General features: G+C 64.5%; 14 protein-coding genes. All 14 read right to left on the bottom strand.

Annotated features, from left to right (window positions below; translation table 11 throughout):
* Positions 1–142: 142 nt before the first annotated feature.
* Positions 143–880, bottom strand: a complete 738-nt coding sequence (locus tag B2246_RS21115) for an SPOR domain-containing protein (RefSeq protein ID WP_008648438.1) — start codon at positions 878–880, stop codon at positions 143–145.
* 41 nt (positions 881–921) lie between these two features.
* Positions 922–2,232 carry a bifunctional tetrahydrofolate synthase/dihydrofolate synthase gene (folC, locus tag B2246_RS21120; RefSeq protein WP_008648441.1) on the bottom strand — a complete coding sequence of 437 codons (1,311 nt, stop codon included), beginning with the start codon at positions 2,230–2,232 and terminating at the stop codon, positions 922–924.
* A 78-nt stretch (positions 2,233–2,310) separates the two neighbouring features.
* Positions 2,311–3,183 (bottom strand): acetyl-CoA carboxylase, carboxyltransferase subunit beta, encoded by an 873-nt coding sequence (gene accD, locus B2246_RS21125; protein WP_008648443.1) that lies wholly within the window; start codon positions 3,181–3,183, stop codon positions 2,311–2,313.
* Positions 3,184–3,376: 193 nt separating this feature from the next.
* The gene (gene trpA / locus B2246_RS21130; RefSeq protein WP_035884869.1) at positions 3,377–4,174 is read right to left on the bottom strand and encodes a tryptophan synthase subunit alpha; all 798 of its coding nucleotides are present in this window, start codon (positions 4,172–4,174) and stop codon (positions 3,377–3,379) included.
* A gap of 11 nt (positions 4,175–4,185) precedes the next feature.
* Positions 4,186–5,121, bottom strand: coding sequence for a DNA-methyltransferase (locus tag B2246_RS21135; RefSeq protein ID WP_008648449.1), 936 nt, complete (start codon positions 5,119–5,121; stop codon positions 4,186–4,188).
* On the bottom strand, positions 5,121–6,314 hold the full coding sequence (gene trpB / locus B2246_RS21140) for a tryptophan synthase subunit beta (protein ID WP_008648451.1): 1,194 nt from the start codon (positions 6,312–6,314) through the stop codon (positions 5,121–5,123). The genes B2246_RS21135 and trpB overlap by 1 nt, the downstream gene beginning before the upstream one ends.
* A gap of 89 nt (positions 6,315–6,403) precedes the next feature.
* Positions 6,404–7,099, bottom strand: a complete 696-nt coding sequence (locus B2246_RS21145) for a phosphoribosylanthranilate isomerase (protein ID WP_008648452.1) — start codon at positions 7,097–7,099, stop codon at positions 6,404–6,406.
* Positions 7,089–7,919, bottom strand: a complete 831-nt coding sequence (gene truA, locus B2246_RS21150; protein WP_008648454.1) for a tRNA pseudouridine(38-40) synthase TruA — start codon at positions 7,917–7,919, stop codon at positions 7,089–7,091. The genes B2246_RS21145 and truA overlap by 11 nt, the downstream gene beginning before the upstream one ends.
* Before the next feature lie 152 nt (positions 7,920–8,071).
* Positions 8,072–10,903 carry a FimV/HubP family polar landmark protein gene (locus B2246_RS21155; RefSeq protein WP_035884867.1) on the bottom strand — a complete coding sequence of 944 codons (2,832 nt, stop codon included), beginning with the start codon at positions 10,901–10,903 and terminating at the stop codon, positions 8,072–8,074.
* 302 nt (positions 10,904–11,205) lie between these two features.
* Positions 11,206–12,342 carry an aspartate-semialdehyde dehydrogenase gene (asd, locus tag B2246_RS21160; protein WP_008649390.1) on the bottom strand — a complete coding sequence of 379 codons (1,137 nt, stop codon included), beginning with the start codon at positions 12,340–12,342 and terminating at the stop codon, positions 11,206–11,208.
* Between the two features lie 443 nt (positions 12,343–12,785).
* On the bottom strand, positions 12,786–13,853 hold the full coding sequence (gene leuB / locus B2246_RS21165; RefSeq protein ID WP_008649389.1) for a 3-isopropylmalate dehydrogenase: 1,068 nt from the start codon (positions 13,851–13,853) through the stop codon (positions 12,786–12,788).
* Between the two features lie 27 nt (positions 13,854–13,880).
* Positions 13,881–14,531 (bottom strand): 3-isopropylmalate dehydratase small subunit, encoded by a 651-nt coding sequence (gene leuD / locus B2246_RS21170; RefSeq protein WP_017513164.1) that lies wholly within the window; start codon positions 14,529–14,531, stop codon positions 13,881–13,883.
* A gap of 9 nt (positions 14,532–14,540) precedes the next feature.
* Complete coding sequence (locus B2246_RS21175; protein WP_008649378.1) at positions 14,541–14,675, bottom strand: entericidin A/B family lipoprotein; 135 nt, start codon at positions 14,673–14,675, stop codon at positions 14,541–14,543.
* A gap of 26 nt (positions 14,676–14,701) precedes the next feature.
* Positions 14,702–16,111 (bottom strand): 3-isopropylmalate dehydratase large subunit, encoded by a 1,410-nt coding sequence (gene leuC / locus B2246_RS21180; RefSeq protein WP_286881726.1) that lies wholly within the window; start codon positions 16,109–16,111, stop codon positions 14,702–14,704.
* Positions 16,112–16,416: the final 305 nt, after the last annotated feature.

Raw genomic sequence — 16,416 nt, forward strand, 5'->3', positions numbered from 1 at the left:
ACGTGCCCACTCGCCGACGCGTCGGCTTAGAGGCGCTATCAAAATGATTCTGGCGTCGTTGCGCGGCCTTGGCCAGTCCACTTGTACTGTCTGCGGCCGCGCGGCTAGCCAGCGCCGCTTCGCTTCATGTTGATAGCGCCTCTTACTGCTCCACGATCTTCGAAGTGAGTCCGATCGCCTTGACCTTCTTCTCCGCCGCCTCGGCGGCGTCGCGACTGGTAAACGGACCCGCCCGCAGCAAGTTCCGCTCGCCATCGGCCAGCGTCTTCTTTTCCACATAGGCTGGCACCTTGCTCTCCTTGAGCTTGGCCAGCCAGTTCTTCGCGCGTTCTTCCGACGAGAACGCGCCAATCATAATCAGGTACTTCGTGCCGGCGGCGGCAGGCTTGTCCGCCGGCTTGCTATCGGCAACCTTGGTGTCAGGCTTCGCATCAGCCTTCGGCTTGTCGGATTTGTCGGACTTGTCCGCAGCAGGTGCGCTGACGATCTCCTCGCCCGCGTCTAGCGCCGCATCGTTGCGATTGGCATTGGCGGACGGTGGCAGCGGCTCGGCCTTGCGTGCCTCGACCTTCGGCTTTTGCGTGGCGCCCTGCCCGTTGGCCACGCTGACGGCCACATCCTCCGAAACCGGGCGCGGCTTGTGCTCGAACATGATCGGCAACACGATGATCGCGGCCGCCAGCAGCACCACGGCACCAATCAGACGACGCCGCGCGCGTTGCTTCTGGGGAAAATCGGGGTCAAGGGTATCGTCAGCGTATTCGTCCGCCGTCCGACGCGACGCGCCGATGCCGGCGCTCGATTCCGCGCGCGTGCGGCGACCGCGTTCGGGTGCCGGGTCAGTGCCCTTGCGGGACGAGAACAGCGAAAGCAGGCCCATAGATGCCCAAAGTATGGTGTTCGGTGCGATGCCGTTCCGGCTCAGTTGGCCTGCGTGGCACGATATGCCATCACGCCGGCCACTGTGTAGAACGACCCGAAGACCAGGATTCTATCATTCTCGGTAGCGCGCTCGACAGCATCGCGATACGCAAGTTCGGGGCTGGAAAAACATGCAACGGTGTTGTCCGGGCCCTCACGGAAGCCAGTTGCCTCAAGCTTCTCGCGCAACTCCGCGGCAGTAGCGGCCCGGTCGGTCGGCAGGTCGCACAGGCACCAGTGGTCCACCTTGTCGGCCACATGTTGCAGCACGCCGGCGATGTCCTTGTCGTGCATGGCGCCGAACACCGCATAGGTGTAACGGAAGAACCCCATATTCTCAAGGTTCTGCCCAAGCGTCGCTGCGGCATGGGGGTTGTGCGCGACATCGAGGATCACGGCCGGACGCCCTGGCAGCACCTGGAACCGGCCCGGCAACTCCACGAACGCCAGGCCGTTGCGCACTTCCTGCGCGCTCACAGGCAGGCGCGAGCGCATGGCCTGCAGCGCGGCCAGCGCCGCAGAGGCGTTGAGCAGTTGGTTGGCGCCACGCAATGCCGGGTAGCCCAGGCCATTCAGCTTGCGGTCCCGGCTGGCCCAGTCCCATTGCTGGCGTTCCTGGCCCTGCGCAGCCTGGTGGCGGAAATCACGTCCCACGAGCCAGAGTTCGGCGCCGATCGCCTCGGCGTGATCGATCACCGACTGCGGCGGCATGGGATCGCCGACGATAGCCGGCACGTGCGGGCGGAAGATGCCGGCCTTCTCGTAGCCAATCTTCTCGCGCGTGTCGCCAAGGTACTGGGTGTGGTCGATATCCACGCTGGTGATGATCGCGCAATCCGTATCAATCACATTGACCGCATCCAGGCGGCCACCGAGACCGACTTCCAGGATGATCGCGTCGAGTCCGGCTTCGGCAAACATGTGGATGATCGCCAGCGTCGTGAACTCGAAATACGTCAGGCTGACCGGATCGGCAAAGCTCGTACGGGCGCGCTCGACGGCCTCGAAATGGGGCAGGAGCTGGGCGTCCGTCGCCTGCTCGCCGTTGACGCGGGCACGCTCGTTGAACTGGATCAGGTGCGGCGAGGTATGCAGGCCCACCTTGTAGCCTGCTTCGAGCAGGATGCGTTCGAGGATCGCGCAGGTGGATCCCTTGCCGTTGGTACCGCCCACCGTGAACACCACGGCGTCAATGCGCAGGCCCAGCGCTTCCTTGACCCGCGTGATGCGGCTCAGGCCCATGTCGATGCCCACGGGGTGAGCGGTTTCAAGATGTGCGAGCCAGTCGGGGAGATTGTGGAAGATGGGCATACGGATTCAGAACTACAAAAGCAAAATGGCGCGGGTATTCGGCACCCGCGCCATTGTCCTGCAAATTTGCTTGCCGCGTCAGGCTACCGCGTCAGCCGGCTGCTTCTGCAGCAGCGCCAGCAGTTGCGCCAGTTCGGCGCGCAGGCGGCGGCGGTCCACGATCATGTCGATCGCGCCCTTCTGCATCAGGAACTCGGCACGCTGGAAGCCTTCCGGCAGCTTTTCGCGCACGGTCTGCTCGATCACACGCGGGCCGGCAAAACCGATCAGCGCCTTCGGCTCGGCGATAACCACATCGCCCAAGAACGCAAAGCTTGCCGAGACACCACCCATCGTCGGATCGGTCAGCACGCTGATGAACGGCAGCTTGGCATTCGAGAGCTGGTTCAGCATGGCCGTGGTCTTGGCCATCTGCATCAGCGACAGCAGGCTTTCCTGCATCCGCGCGCCACCGGTGGCGGTTACGCAGATGAACGGCACCTTCTGCTCCAGCGCCGCCTGGGCGCCACGGGCAAAGCGCTCGCCCACTACCGAGCCCATCGAACCGCCCATGAACTCGAACTCGAAGCAGGACACGACCACGGGAATGGTGTGGATCGCGCCGCCCATCACCACCATCGCGTCGGTCTCGCCGGTGTCATCCATGGCGGCCTTGATGCGGTCCGGGTACTTCTTGGTGTCCTTGAACTTCAGGGCGTCCACCGGCACGATTTCCTGGCCGATTTCATAGCGGCCTTCGGCGTCGAGCAGCTTGTCCAGGCGCTCGCGCGAACCGATGCGCATGTGGTGGTCGCACTTCGGGCAGACGTGAAGATTGGCCTCGACGTCGGTACGGTACAGCGTGGCCTCGCACGACGGGCACTTGACCCACAGCCCTTCCGGAATGCCCTTGCGGGTGGAGGGGTCGGTCTGTTGAATCTTGGGAGGCAGGAGTTTATCCAACCAGCTCATGAAAGCTCCTTTCGGATAACTGCCGTCCGCACGCGGGCCTCCTTCGGGAGGGGCGAATACAGGAACGGCAGGGAATCAGGCCGCGAATTTACCACGCCCGGGCCATCGGACCGAAGCAAAACGCGCCATTTGTGAAGTAAGAATCATAAATGGCGCGTTTTTCTCAGCGGCACGCCAAGCGTTGGACCAGAAATCAGGCGTCCAGTGCCTGGCGAATGTCGGCGATAAAGGCACGCAAAGCGTCCACGGCCTTCTCGCGCGGCGCATCCTCAAGCAACTGCACCAGGCGGCTGCCAATCACCACGGCGTCGGCCACGCTGCCGATGGCGCGTGCGGTTTGCGCATCACGGATACCGAAACCCACGCCCACGGGCAGATTCGCGTGCTGCTTGATCAGCGGCAGACGCGCAGCCACGCTCTCGAGGTCGAGCGTGGCCGAGCCGGTCACGCCAGTGAGCGACACGTAGTACAGATAGCCACTGGCTACCTTCGCCACCGCGGCGATGCGGTCGTCGGTCGAGGTCGGCGCCAGCAGGAAGATCGGGTCCATCTGGTTCGCGCGCATCAGCGCGGCGAAAGACTCGCACTCTTCGGGCGGGTAGTCGACCACGAGCACGCCGTCCAGGCCGGCCGCGCTGGCCGCCTTGGCGAAGGTTTCCTCACCCATGCGCTCGATCGGGTTGGCGTAGCCCATCAGCACTACCGGCGTGGTCGCGTTCGTCTTGCGGAACTCGGTCACCCAGGCCAGCACCTGTGTCAGCGAAACGCCCTGGGCCAGCGCGCGCTCGGAAGCGCGCTGGATCACGGGGCCGTCGGCCATCGGGTCCGAGAACGGCACGCCAAGCTCGATCACGTCGGCGCCGCCAGCCACGAGGGCGTGCATCAGGTCGACGGTCAACGCGGGAGCCGGATCGCCGGCGGTGATGAACGGAATCAGGCCCTTCTTCTGCTGCGCGGCCAGTGCCGCGAAAGTCTTCTGGATACGGGACATGTCAGTGGCAATCAGATAAGGCGTTGCACGGGCGATGCTGCTTCGTTGGCATCGTCATTGGCGGCGTCGGCGGTATCGGCGACATCGGACGCTTGCGGCTTGAGCGGCGCATACACGGGCTGCGCGGCGGTCACGCGCTCGCGCACCAGGCCGGCGTACTCCGGATTCATCTCGAATCCGACGAAACTGCGGCCGTGCCGGACGCAAGCCACGGCGGTCGTGCCGCTGCCCGTGAACGGGTCGAGCACAATGCCGCCCGGCGGACAGCTGGACAGCACCATGCGCTCGACGATCTCAAGCGGCTTCTGCGTCGGATGGTCGGCCCGCTCCGGGTCCTGGCGGTGAATGCGCGGCACGCTCCACAGGTCCTTCGGGTTGTACCCCACCTCGAGCCATTTCTTGCCCTCGAAGCGCGGCCGGCTGCGCGCCTTCTTGGTCTCGGCGTCGTACGGAATCCGTACCGGATCGAGATCGAAGAAGTAGTCGCGCTGACGGGCGAAGAAACCGATGTTGTCGTGCACCGACGAGAACTTGCGCGTGGTGCCGCCCATGCTCGGTACGCGGCGATCCCAGATGATCTCGTTGATCATCGTCATGCGCCGCTTGAGCATGACGAACAGCTCGGGCGAGTACTGCCAGGTGCAGAACAGGTACAGCGTGCCGCGTGGTGCGATCTTGGGTACGATCGCGTCCATCCAGCGCTCCGACCACTCGAGATAGGCATCGCCCGACAGCAGGTCTGAATCGTTGCCGTAGTCCTTGCCCAGGCCATAGGGCGGGTCCGCCACGACCAGGTCGATCGAGCCGTCGGGGATGCGCTTGATCCCTTCGAGCACGTCTTCCTGATAGAGGCGCATGGTTGCCGTATCGAGAATATCGAACGGTTCCGAACCTGCCCCGCCCTCTTCGGACTGGGACAGCGTCGTATTGGGAGGCAGCGTGCGCATCAGAGTTTCAACCCCGCGCGTTCGGCCACGGTGTGCATGTCCTTGTCGCCACGGCCGGACAGGTTCACGAGCAGCAGCTTGTCGCGGCCCAGCGTCGGCGCCAGCTTGCACGCATAGGCGATCGCATGGCTCGATTCGAGCGCGGGGATGATGCCTTCAATGCGGCAGCAGTCGTGAAACGCCTTGAGGGCCTCCTCGTCGGTGATCGGCACGTACTGCGCGCGGCCCATGTCCTTCAGCCATGCGTGCTCGGGGCCGACGCCGGGGTAGTCCAGGCCTGCCGACACCGAGTGCGTCTCGATGATCTGGCCGTTGGCGTCCTGCAGCAGATAGGTACGGTTGCCGTGCAGCACGCCGGGCGAACCGCCGATCAGCGCAGCAGCGTGGCGACCCGAATCCAGGCCATCACCGGCCGCTTCCACGCCGATCAGCTGCACATCCTTGTGTTCGATATACGGATAGAAAATTCCCATCGCGTTCGAACCGCCGCCGACGCACGCGATCACGGCGTCGGGCTGGCGGCCCGCGAGTTCGGGCATCTGCACCTTGGCTTCCTCGCCAATCACGCACTGGAAATCGCGCACCATCATCGGGTACGGGTGCGGGCCGGCCACGGTGCCGATGATGTAGAACGTGGTCTCGACGTTGGTCACCCAGTCACGCATCGCTTCGTTGAGCGCGTCCTTGAGCGTGCGCGAGCCGCTTTCCACAGGCACCACGGTGGCGCCCAGCAGCTTCATGCGATAGACGTTGGCCGCCTGGCGGCGCACGTCCTCGGAGCCCATGTAGACCACGCACTCCATGCCGAAGCGCGCCGCGATCGTGGCCGTGGCCACGCCATGCTGGCCCGCGCCGGTTTCGGCGATCACACGCTTCTTGCCCATGCGCTTGGCAAGCAGCGCCTGGCCGATCACGTTGTTGATCTTGTGCGCGCCAGTGTGGTTCAGGTCTTCGCGCTTGAGGTAGATCTGCGCGCCACCGAGCGTCTCGCTCCAGCGCTGCGCGTGATAGATCGGCGACGGGCGGCCAACGAAGTGCTTCAGTTCGCGGCGATATTCGGCGTCGAAATCGGGATCCTTCTGGTACCGCGCGTAGGCGTCGCGCAACTCGTCCAGCGCGTGAACCAGGGTTTCGGAAACGAAGGTACCGCCATAGGGGCCAAAGTGGCCACGGGAATCGGGCAGGTCGTACATGTCCAGGCTCTCAGGAAGCGCGTCAACCATGGGATGACGCGCGGGGTATCGGGGTCGGCGCGGCCGTGAGCCACGGAAGGCGGAGGGAACTATCCTGCGGATCGCCCTGCGTCGGCCTGTCGAACGGCGCGCACGAATGCGGCAATACGGGCGTGGTCTTTCACACCCTTGCTGGCCTCCACGCCGCTGCTGACATCCACAGCGTAGGGCCGCACGCGCTCAATCGCTCCAGCGACGTTTTGCGCGTTCAATCCACCACTCAAAACGATGCGAGGAGCGTCGTTTGCGCGGGGATTGGCAGGATTGGGCGGAAGCCATTGAGCAGGAATCAGGGTCCAGTCGAAAACGTGGCCGCCACCGCCATAGCCTTCCACGAAGGCATCGAGCAACAGGCCGGAAGCGTCACGATATTGATCTGCGAATTCTACCAAATCGAGCCCCGGGCGGACACGTGCGGCGCGCATGAATGGCAGCCGGCAACGCCGGGCGATCTCGGTGCACTGCTGGGGCGTCTCGTCGCCGTGGAACTGAAGCAACGTCAACGGCACACGCTCGGCCACATGGGCCACCTCTTCGGCATCTGCATTGACGAACAGGCCAACCACGGACACGAACGGCGGCACCTGCTCGGCCAGGGCCGCGGCGTGCGCCACATCGACGTGGCGTGGGCTCTTGGCGTAGAAGACCAGGCCGATCGCATCGGCACCGGCATCCACGGCGGCGCGCACGTCCTCGTCGCGCGTCAGGCCGCAGATCTTGATACGCGTGCGGGGCTCAGGCGCCATCGTGGCTATCATCGGCAAATACTCCGTGGAAGAAGCTGGCGGCCGAGTCCGCCTTGGGCAACTGGTATGGCTCAGGATACTTCACGTCGACCAGATAGAGCCCGTCCGGCATGAAGGTTGGCGCGGCCTTCTGGCGATTGCGCTCTTCCAGCACTTCCGCCATCCACTCGGCGGGATATCGGCCACGCCCCACCGCCACCAGACAACCCATCAGGTTACGCACCATGTGGTGCAGGAAGGCGCTGGCCCGGAAGCGCAGGAACACCCAGTTGCCATCCGCCTCGATCGTCACGTCGTACATCGTCTTGACGGGCGACTTGGCCTGGCATTCGGCGGCGCGGAACGCCGAGAAATCATGTTCGCCGAGCAGACATGCCGACGCCCGGCGCATCGCCTCGACGTCGAGTCGCTGCCCGTGTGGCAGCATCAGGTAACCGGCACGGCCGTGAATCATCGGCGCGCGGTGCGGCCCCGTGTACAGGGCGTAGTAATACATGCGCTCGTAGGCCAGGAAGCGCGCGTGGAAGTTCTCGTCGACGGGCTCCGCCCACTGCAGCGCGATCGACGGCGGCAGGAAGGCGTTGACGCCACGAACCCATGAAAAGCGGTCGCGGTCGAGTTCGGTGTCGAGGTGGATGACCTGCCCCAGCGCGTGCACACCCGCATCCGTCCGCCCGGCCACCGTGGTCAGCAGTCTCACGCCTGCGAAGCGCTCGATCGCGTCCTCGAGGTGGTCCTGCACGGTATTGCGATGGGGCTGCGACTGCCAGCCGGAGTAGGCCGAGCCGTCATAGTGGAGGCCGATGGCGATGCGGTTCACAGGCAAGAAACAGTTTCCTGATGGCACAAAAACAAAATGCGCCGGAAGGGACGCTTCCGGCGCATCGCTTCGGGTTGCGGTAAGGCATCTGCCGCAAACCCTGCATCATACCGGCCTTTGGGGCGTGCCCCGCGGCCGTCTGTTGCAATGGATCAGGCCACCTCGCGCAGCAACGAGCGGGCTTCCTCCTGCAGGGAATCTTGCGATTGGTCGACCACCTCCTGCAGCAGTTCGCGGGCACCTTCCTTGTCACCGATCTCGATATAGGCGCGCGCCAGATCAAGCTTGATCTGCATATCGCGGCTGCCATCCATCGTGGTGACCGACAACGTGCTGGCGGACATGCCATTCGAATCGCTATGCCGCCCCTCCGACGTCACGCGCGACAGATCGATCGGCTCGACGAGCTTGCCGCCCTGGAGCATCGTCGGCGCGGGCAGCGGCACCGTGGATTCGTCCAGCGACTGCGCCATACCGGACAGCGGCGTGGCGGAGTCCTGCTCCAGCTTTTCCGGATTCAGGTCCAGCGACAGGCTCGACATATCGAACTCGAGCGGACGCGAACGGGTCGGCGTATCGAGCGCCGGCACGCCGGCATCGTGACGTTCGTCGAGTGCGTCGTCGAGACGCACCGGCTCCGACTCGAGATCGTTACCGAACACCAGCGAAGCGGACTCGGGCGCCACGATGGGCTCCCCCGCTGCCGGCGCCGGGAAGGCATCGAGCGGCAAGGCCAACTCCGGCAATGCCAAGTCCGGCATGGCAGGCGGTTGCGTCAGGTTCGCTGCGGGATCCTGCGTGCGCCATTGATCGGCCACCGGGGTGGTCGTATCCGCCTCGTCCGACGTATCCGGCGCGACCGACAGGTACAACGCGTTGCTCGGGTCCAGCTTGCGGCCCATTTCGGCGGCCTGTAGCCAGTCCGCGCCGTGCCCACCCGTCTGGGCGAACATTTCTTCTGCGATCACTCGGAAACCTTCCACATCCTGACGAGTGCTGTAAATCTCCATGAGCTTCAGGCGAATGGCCTGGCGCTCCGGATTCTGCTGCAACGCTTCGCGCAGGATTTCCTCCGCCTGCACGTCGCGTCCATAGGCGATGTAAACCTCGGCCTCGGCGATCGGATCGACTTCCGTCGCCTCGGGTGAATTGTTGCCAATGCGGAAGTCCGCGCCAAACACGCTGTGCTGCGACGTATCGACGCTCTGTCCGCCGGCAGTGCCGAACAGCGAGTGGCCACCGGCCATCACCGTGCTTTCCTGCGACAGGATGCTGTCGCCAAAGCCAGTGCTGTCGCCGGTCTTCTGCTTCTGGCGGCGGCGATAGTACGCATATCCGCCCAGCAGCACAACCATCAGTGCAGCACCCGGCAGTAGCATCGGGTTGGCCAGCAGGCCGTCGAGCAGCGAAGGCTGCGGCAACGGTTCGGGCTTGGGCAGGGCAACGGGCTTCTTCGCGGCAGCCGGGGCCGAAGCTGCGGCGGCCGCAGTTGCTGCCTTCGGAGCCGATGCAGCGGCAGCAGCCGTCGCCGGAGCAGCGGCCTGAGCATCCGAAGCCGTTGCGGCCTGGGCTTGCGGTGCCGATGCGGCTGCGGTTGCTGCCGGAGCAGGCCCGGGCGTGGCGGTGCTTGGTGCTGCGGCGGTCGTCGTGGCTGCTGCCTTGGCAGGCTCTGCCGGCACCACGGCCGGCGCGGGAGCCGCTTCGGCCGCCTTGCCGGCCGGCGCAGGCGCCTTGGCTGCCTGGTTGGCCTGGCCCAACTTCGCGATCTCCGCGTTCTTCAGCTCCATCAGGCGCTGCATGTCGGAGATGTTCTTCTCCAGGTCAGCCACACGCGACTCGGCTTCCTTGAGCTTGCGCTGGCTGGCCACGTCGGCCTCGGCCTGCGCCTGGGCCTTGGCCTGCGCGCCACGGTCCGCCTTGGAGAGCTTCAGTTCGTCACGCGGGCCCGCTGCGGGCACCGTGGTGTCCTGCACGCGCGCCGTCACATTGCCGGACTGTTCGCGGCCCGAACCGGGCTCCACCGACTTGGCGGCAGCAGCAGCGGCCAGTCGGCTGCGATAGCTGTCGAAACCCTGCGTGCGGGCAACCACTTCACGGCGCGCCTCACGCGGGCTGACGGACTGTGCCTGCTGGGCGCTCGGCACCTTCAGCACTGCACCCGATTTGATCCGGTTGATATTGCCGCCGATGAATGCGTTGGGATTGTTGCGATACAGCGCCAACAACATCTGGTCGAGCGACACGGAATCCTGCATCTGGACCGCATCGCCGGCGATGGAAGAGAGCGTGTCTCCACGCTGCACCGTATAGGAACCATTGGCGACGGCACCTGCGTTCGCCACCGGAGCCGTGGCGGGCCGTGGCTGTTGCTGGGCGCGGGGCTGAGCAGGCGCCGCAGGAGCCGGACGCGCGGGCTCGGGAGCGGCTGCGACCGGTGCCGGCGCGGGCGCCGCCCGGGCTGGCGCTGGAGCCGGAGCCGGTGTTGCATCAGGCGTGGCCGCCTGCACCACCGTGGTCGGGGAGAAAGTCTGGTTGGACGGCTTGGCGCCGGCCGGATCCAGCAGGAACGTGTATGCCCGCGTGACCTTGCCGCTGGACCAGCTCATGTCGACCAGAATGTCCACGAACGGCTCGCTGAGCGGCTGGTTCGAGCGGACGGTCGCAACATAGCTGCCGTTCGGGCGCTGCTGCACATCGAGCTTGACGCTCGAGATGGCTGGCAGGTACGTCAGCCCTGCACGCGCATAGGCGGACGGCGGGGCAAGCTTGACAGCCAAACTGCCCGCTTCCTCGGCCGACACGCCGGTGATATCGATTTCGGCCTGGAGCGGCTGCCCCAGGTTGGACTGTACCCGTAGTTGCCCGAACCCCGCGGCATACGCGGCCGGCTGGACAAGCAGCAGGCCGAGAGCCGTGACGGCCAGCGTTGACCAGCGCTGACGGACATTAGGCGCATCTTTCCGGCGATGTAGGCTCACACTCACCTCGTGCTCCGTTATGTTTTTAGTAGCAAAAAGTTAACCCGACCCCAAAACGCATGGCAGGCAGCGCGGTACCGGTTCCAATCGAATATCTACCCGGGCGCACATCACTTCCCATCACCTCGCATCCCGGACGCAGGGTGACGCTGACCCCGTTGGCCTAGCTCATGCCGGCTGTATTGTGACGCAACCCCGGGGAAAATAGCCACCCGGATGCAACAACGCCGCGCTGTGGCGCGGCGTTGCAGGCAAAGCAGCAGATTCTGTTGCCTCGCTGCAACGATGCGGCAAGGCAATTTCGGGAATCAACCCTCGATCAGAATGCGCAGCATACGGCGCAGCGGCTCGGCGGCGCCCCAGAGCAACTGGTCGCCAACGGTGAACGCCGAGAGGTATTCGCCGCCCATCTGCATCTTGCGCAGGCGACCGACCGGAATCGTCAGCGTGCCGGTCACGGCGGCCGGCGTCAGGTCCTTCATGCTGGCCTCACGCGTATTCGGCACCACCTTGGCCCACTGGTTGTTGGCGGCCAGCATGCCTTCGATCTCGTCCAGCGGCACGTCCTTGCGGAGCTTGATCGTCAGCGCCTGCGAGTGGCAGCGCATCGCGCCGATCCGCACGCACAGGCCATCCACGGCGATCGGGCTGGCGCCGGTGGCGCCCAGGAAGCCTTCGCCACGACCCAGAATCTTGTTGGTCTCGGCGCCGCCCTTCCATTCCTCGCGCGACACGCCGTTACCGAGGTCCTTGTCGATCCAGGGGATCAGGTTCCCGGCCAGCGGCACGCCGAACTGCTTGGTTTCGTCGGCAGACAGGCCGTGCTGGGTCGACAGGATCTGTCGGTCGATCTCCAGGATGGCCGAGGCCGGATTGTCCAGCAGCGGCTTGACCGCGGCGTTCAGCGTGCCGAACTGGGTCAGCAGCTCGCGCATATGCTGGGCGCCACCGCCGGAAGCAGCCTGGTACGTCATCGAGGTCATCCACTCGACCAGGTCATGCTCGAACAGGCCACCCAGGCCCATCAGCATGCAGCTCACGGTGCAATTGCCACCGATGAAATTCTTGACGCCCTTCTTCAGCGCGTCCTTGATCACACCCATGTTCACCGGATCGAGCACGATGATCGCGTCGTCCTTCATGCGAAGCGACGATGCGGCGTCGATCCAGTAGCCATTCCAGCCGGCTGCGCGCAGGCGCGGGAAGACGTCGTTGGTGTAGTCGCCGCCCTGGGCGGTGAGCACCACGTCGCACTTCTTCAGCGCTTCGATGTCATTCGCGTCCTTCAGCGTGGTTTCATTCTTGGCCATGGCCGGAGCCTTGCCACCCGCGTTGGACGTGCTGAAGAAAATGGGTTCGAAGTGGTCGAAATCACCTTCTTCCTGCATGCGCTGCATCAGGACGCTGCCGACCATTCCTCGCCAACCGACGAGACCTACAATCATGACTTACCTCGGATGTGATGTGAACTTCCCCGCCATTTTCCTCGCCCGGCGTGGCTGCGCGGGGAAGACGGGCAGGCACGACGAACGATCTAGGGGATCGTTTTGGTAATCGTTTTAATCGTCGTGGTGGTCAGGCCGAGCGAATCCACGCCAATCGAGCCGCGCTTGGCGGTACGAGCAGCGAATGCAGTCAGAAGGGACTGGTGGAATCGGGCCATAGCGGGACAGTCTACACGAATTTGCGGCAGCGCCGCAGGGGAAATAATGGGTGTTTTGTAGCTGCTGAAGGGCTTTCTCCCCTCTCCCACACGCGGGAGAGGGGTCGGGGGAGGCGGTAATCGGCAACAAATTGCGAATTCGCATCTTGCACCGCCCGGCCATCCCCCGCAGCCCCGCTCCCGCCTTGCGGGAAAGGGGAGCAAACCACTCGGCGTCTGGCCTTATTACAGTGCCGCCAGCACCGCCTCGCCCATCTCGCGCGTGCCAACCTGCTTGCAGCCCGGCGTGATGATGTCGGCCGTGCGATAGCCCTGGGCCAGCACCTTCTTGACGGCGTTCTCGATGCGATCGGCCTGTTCGGCGCGGTTCAGCGAGTAGCGCAGCATCATCGCGGCGGAGAGGATCGTGGCCAGCGGATTCGCCACGCCCTTGCCGGCGATGTCAGGCGCCGAGCCGTGCGACGGCTCGTACAGACCCTTGTTGTTGGCATCGAGCGACGCCGACGGCAGCATGCCGATCGAACCGGTCAGCATCGCGGCCTCGTCGGACAGGATGTCACCGAACATGTTGCCAGTGACGATCACGTCGAAGCTCTTCGGTGCCTTGACGAGTTGCATCGCGGCGTTGTCCACGTACATGTGCGACAGCTCGACGTCCGGGTACTCCTTGCTGACGTCGATCACGATGTCTTTCCAGAACTGGAAAGTCTCGAGCACGTTGGCCTTGTCGACGCTGCACAGCTTCTTGCCACGCTTGGCTGCGGCCTGGAACGCCACATGCGCGATGCGGCGGACTTCCGGCTCGCTGTAGCGCATCGTGTCGAAGCCTTCGCGGGCGCCCTTGAACAGGCCATCCGGCGCCTCGCGCACACCGCGCGGCTGGCCGAAGTAGATGTCGCCGTTCAGTTCGCGCACGATCAGGATATCCAGGCCGGCCACCAGTTCGGGCTTCAGGCTCGATGCACCGGTCAGTTCCGGGTAGCAGATGGCCGGACGGAAGTTGGCAAACAGTTGCAGATGCTTGCGCAGGCCGAGAATGGCCTGCTCGGGACGCAGCGGGCGCTCCAGGCTGTCGTACTTCCAGTCGCCCACGGCGCCGAACAGGATAGCGTCGGCTTCCTTGGCCAGCTTCAGCGTGTTGTCCGGCAGCGGATGGCCTTCGGCCTCGTAGCCAGCGCCGCCGACGGGCGCCGTTTCCATCTCGAATTTTTCGTCCAGTGCGTTGAGCACCTTGACGGCTTCAGCAACGATCTCGGGGCCGATGCCATCGCCCGGCAGAACTGCAATCTTCATCTTTCTGATCCTGTAGTTTGTCTTGCCTCAGCCAACCACGCGGTTGCCCAGCCACGGCATCTTCGTGAGGCGCTCGGCCTCGTATGCCTTGATCTTGTCCTTGTGACGCAGCGTCAGGCCGATGTCGTCGAAGCCGTTCACCATGCAGTACTTGCGGAACGGAGCGATATCGAACGAGTAGTTGTCGCCGCCCGGCGTGACCACCACCTGGCGATCCAGATCGATCGTCAGCTTGTAGCCCGGGAACGCGTTGGTCTCGTTGAACAGGTGGTCGACCTGAAGGTCCGTCAGCACCACCGGCAGCAGGCCGTTCTTGTAGCAGTTGTTGAAGAAGATGTCGGCGAAGCTCGGCGCGATGACGGCACGGAAGCCGTATTGCGTGAGTGCCCACGGTGCGTGCTCGCGCGAGCTACCGCAACCGAAGTTGTTGCGCGCCAGCAGGATCGAAGCCCCTTGGTAACGCGGCTGATTCAGCACGAAGTCCGGGTTCAGCGGACGCTTGCTGTTGTCCTGGCCCGGCTCGCCGACGTCCTTGTAGCGCCACTCGTCGAACAGGTTCGGGCCAAAGCCCGTGCGCTTGATCGACTTCAGGAACTGCTTCGGAATGATCGCGTCGGTATCGACGTTTTCACGATCGAGCGGCGCCACAAGGCCGCTGTGTACGGTGAACTTTTCCATGTGATGTCCTTACTTCTTCGTCGCCGCGCTCTCGAGCGAACGGCCCGCAGCCTGCGTGTCCTTGCCCAGGCCGGCCATGGTGTTGCAGCCGGCGATTTGCAGCATGCCCAGACATGCCAGCAGCGTGATCACGAACTTTTTCATATGTCTCAATGCCGATCGGCGCCGGCTCAACCGAGCTTGCGAATATCGACGAAGTGCCCCTCGATCGCAGCCGCGGCAGCCATCGCCGGGCTCAGCAGGTGCGTGCGGCCACCGGCGCCCTGACGGCCTTCGAAGTTGCGATTCGACGTCGACGCGCAGCGCTCGCCCGGATCCAGGCGGTCAGCGTTCATCGCCAGGCACATCGAGCACCCCGGCTCACGCCATTCGAAGCCGGCAGCCTTGAAGATCTTGTCCAGACCTTCGCGCTCTGCCTGTTCCTTCACCAGACCCGAACCCGGCACCACCATCGCCAGCTTCACGTTCGACGCGACCTTGCGGCCCAGCTTCTGCACGACCCATGCGGCGGCACGCATGTCTTCGATGCGACTGTTCGTGCAGGACCCGATGAACACCTTGTCGATGTTGATCGACTCCATCGGCACGTTCGGCTGCAGGCCCATGTACTCGAGCGCGCGCTCCATCGCGTTGCGCTTGTTCGAGTCCTTCTCCTTTTCGGGATCCGGAACGCGGTCCTCGATGCTGATGACCATTTCGGGTGACGTGCCCCAGGTCACCTGCGGACGGACCTCTTCGGCACGCAGCTCCACAACCTTGTCGAAGTGGGCGCCGGCATCCGAATGCAGCGTGCGCCAATAGCCCACGGCCTGGTCCCACTCCACGCCTTGCGGCGCGAACGGACGGTTCTTGACGTATTCGAGCGTGACATCGTCAACGGCCACCAGGCCGGCACGCGCGCCAGCTTCGATTGCCATGTTGCAGACGGTCATGCGGCCTTCCATCGTCAGGTCGCGAATGGCCGAGCCGGCGAACTCCATCGTGTAGCCCGTGCCGCCCGCCGTGCCGATCTTGCCGATGACGGCCAGCACGATGTCCTTGGCGGTGCAGCCGCGGGGCAGCTTGCCTTCCACCTTGATCAGCATGTTCTTGGCCTTCTTGCCCAGCAGCGTCTGGGTGGCCAGCACGTGCTCCACTTCCGACGTGCCGATGCCGTGGGCCAGCGCACCGAACGCGCCGTGCGTGCTGGTGTGCGAGTCACCGCAGACCACGGTCATGCCGGGCAGCGTGGCGCCCTGCTCCGGCCCGATCACGTGAACGATGCCCTGACGGTGATCGTTCATCTTGAACTGGGTGATGCCATAGGCATCGCAGTTCAGGTCGAGCGTGTCCACCTGGAGCTTCGAGATCGGGTCGGCGATGCCTTGCGAGCGGTCGGTGGTCGGCACGTTGTGATCCGACACGGCCAGGTTGGCGCTGATGCGCCAGACCGGACGCTCCGCCAGCTTTAGTCCTTCGAACGCCTGCGGGCTGGTCACTTCGTGAAGCAGGTGGCGATCGATGTAGAGCAGCGTGGTGCCGTCTTCCTCGACGTGGACGGTGTGGTCATCCCAGAGTTTGTCGTAGAGCGTCTTGGCCATGATGCGAGTGGCGAACCGTCCGCTCTGCCCATCCGGGGCAGCAGCGGCGCGGGTCCGCGCATTGGTTTGCAGGGGAATTGTTTTCCGGATGCCTTCGCGGGCAAGCAGGTATTTTGCTGCGATTCCGGCAAGGCCGGGGGATTGCTTGACATCGCAATCGATTATGCCATGTGGGCCGGCCGCCAGCGGGTCGGAGAGACCACCCGGGCGGCGGTCATTGGCGAAAGGGGGATTTCGCGGATGGCGAAGGGGCCTTTGACGTCGGCCAGTCTGCCTCCCCTCTCGCGCGGACGAGAGAGGGGAGA

Source organism: Cupriavidus sp. UBA2010 (genome assembly GCF_002335265.1).
Lineage (GTDB): Bacteria > Pseudomonadota > Gammaproteobacteria > Burkholderiales > Burkholderiaceae > Cupriavidus > Cupriavidus metallidurans.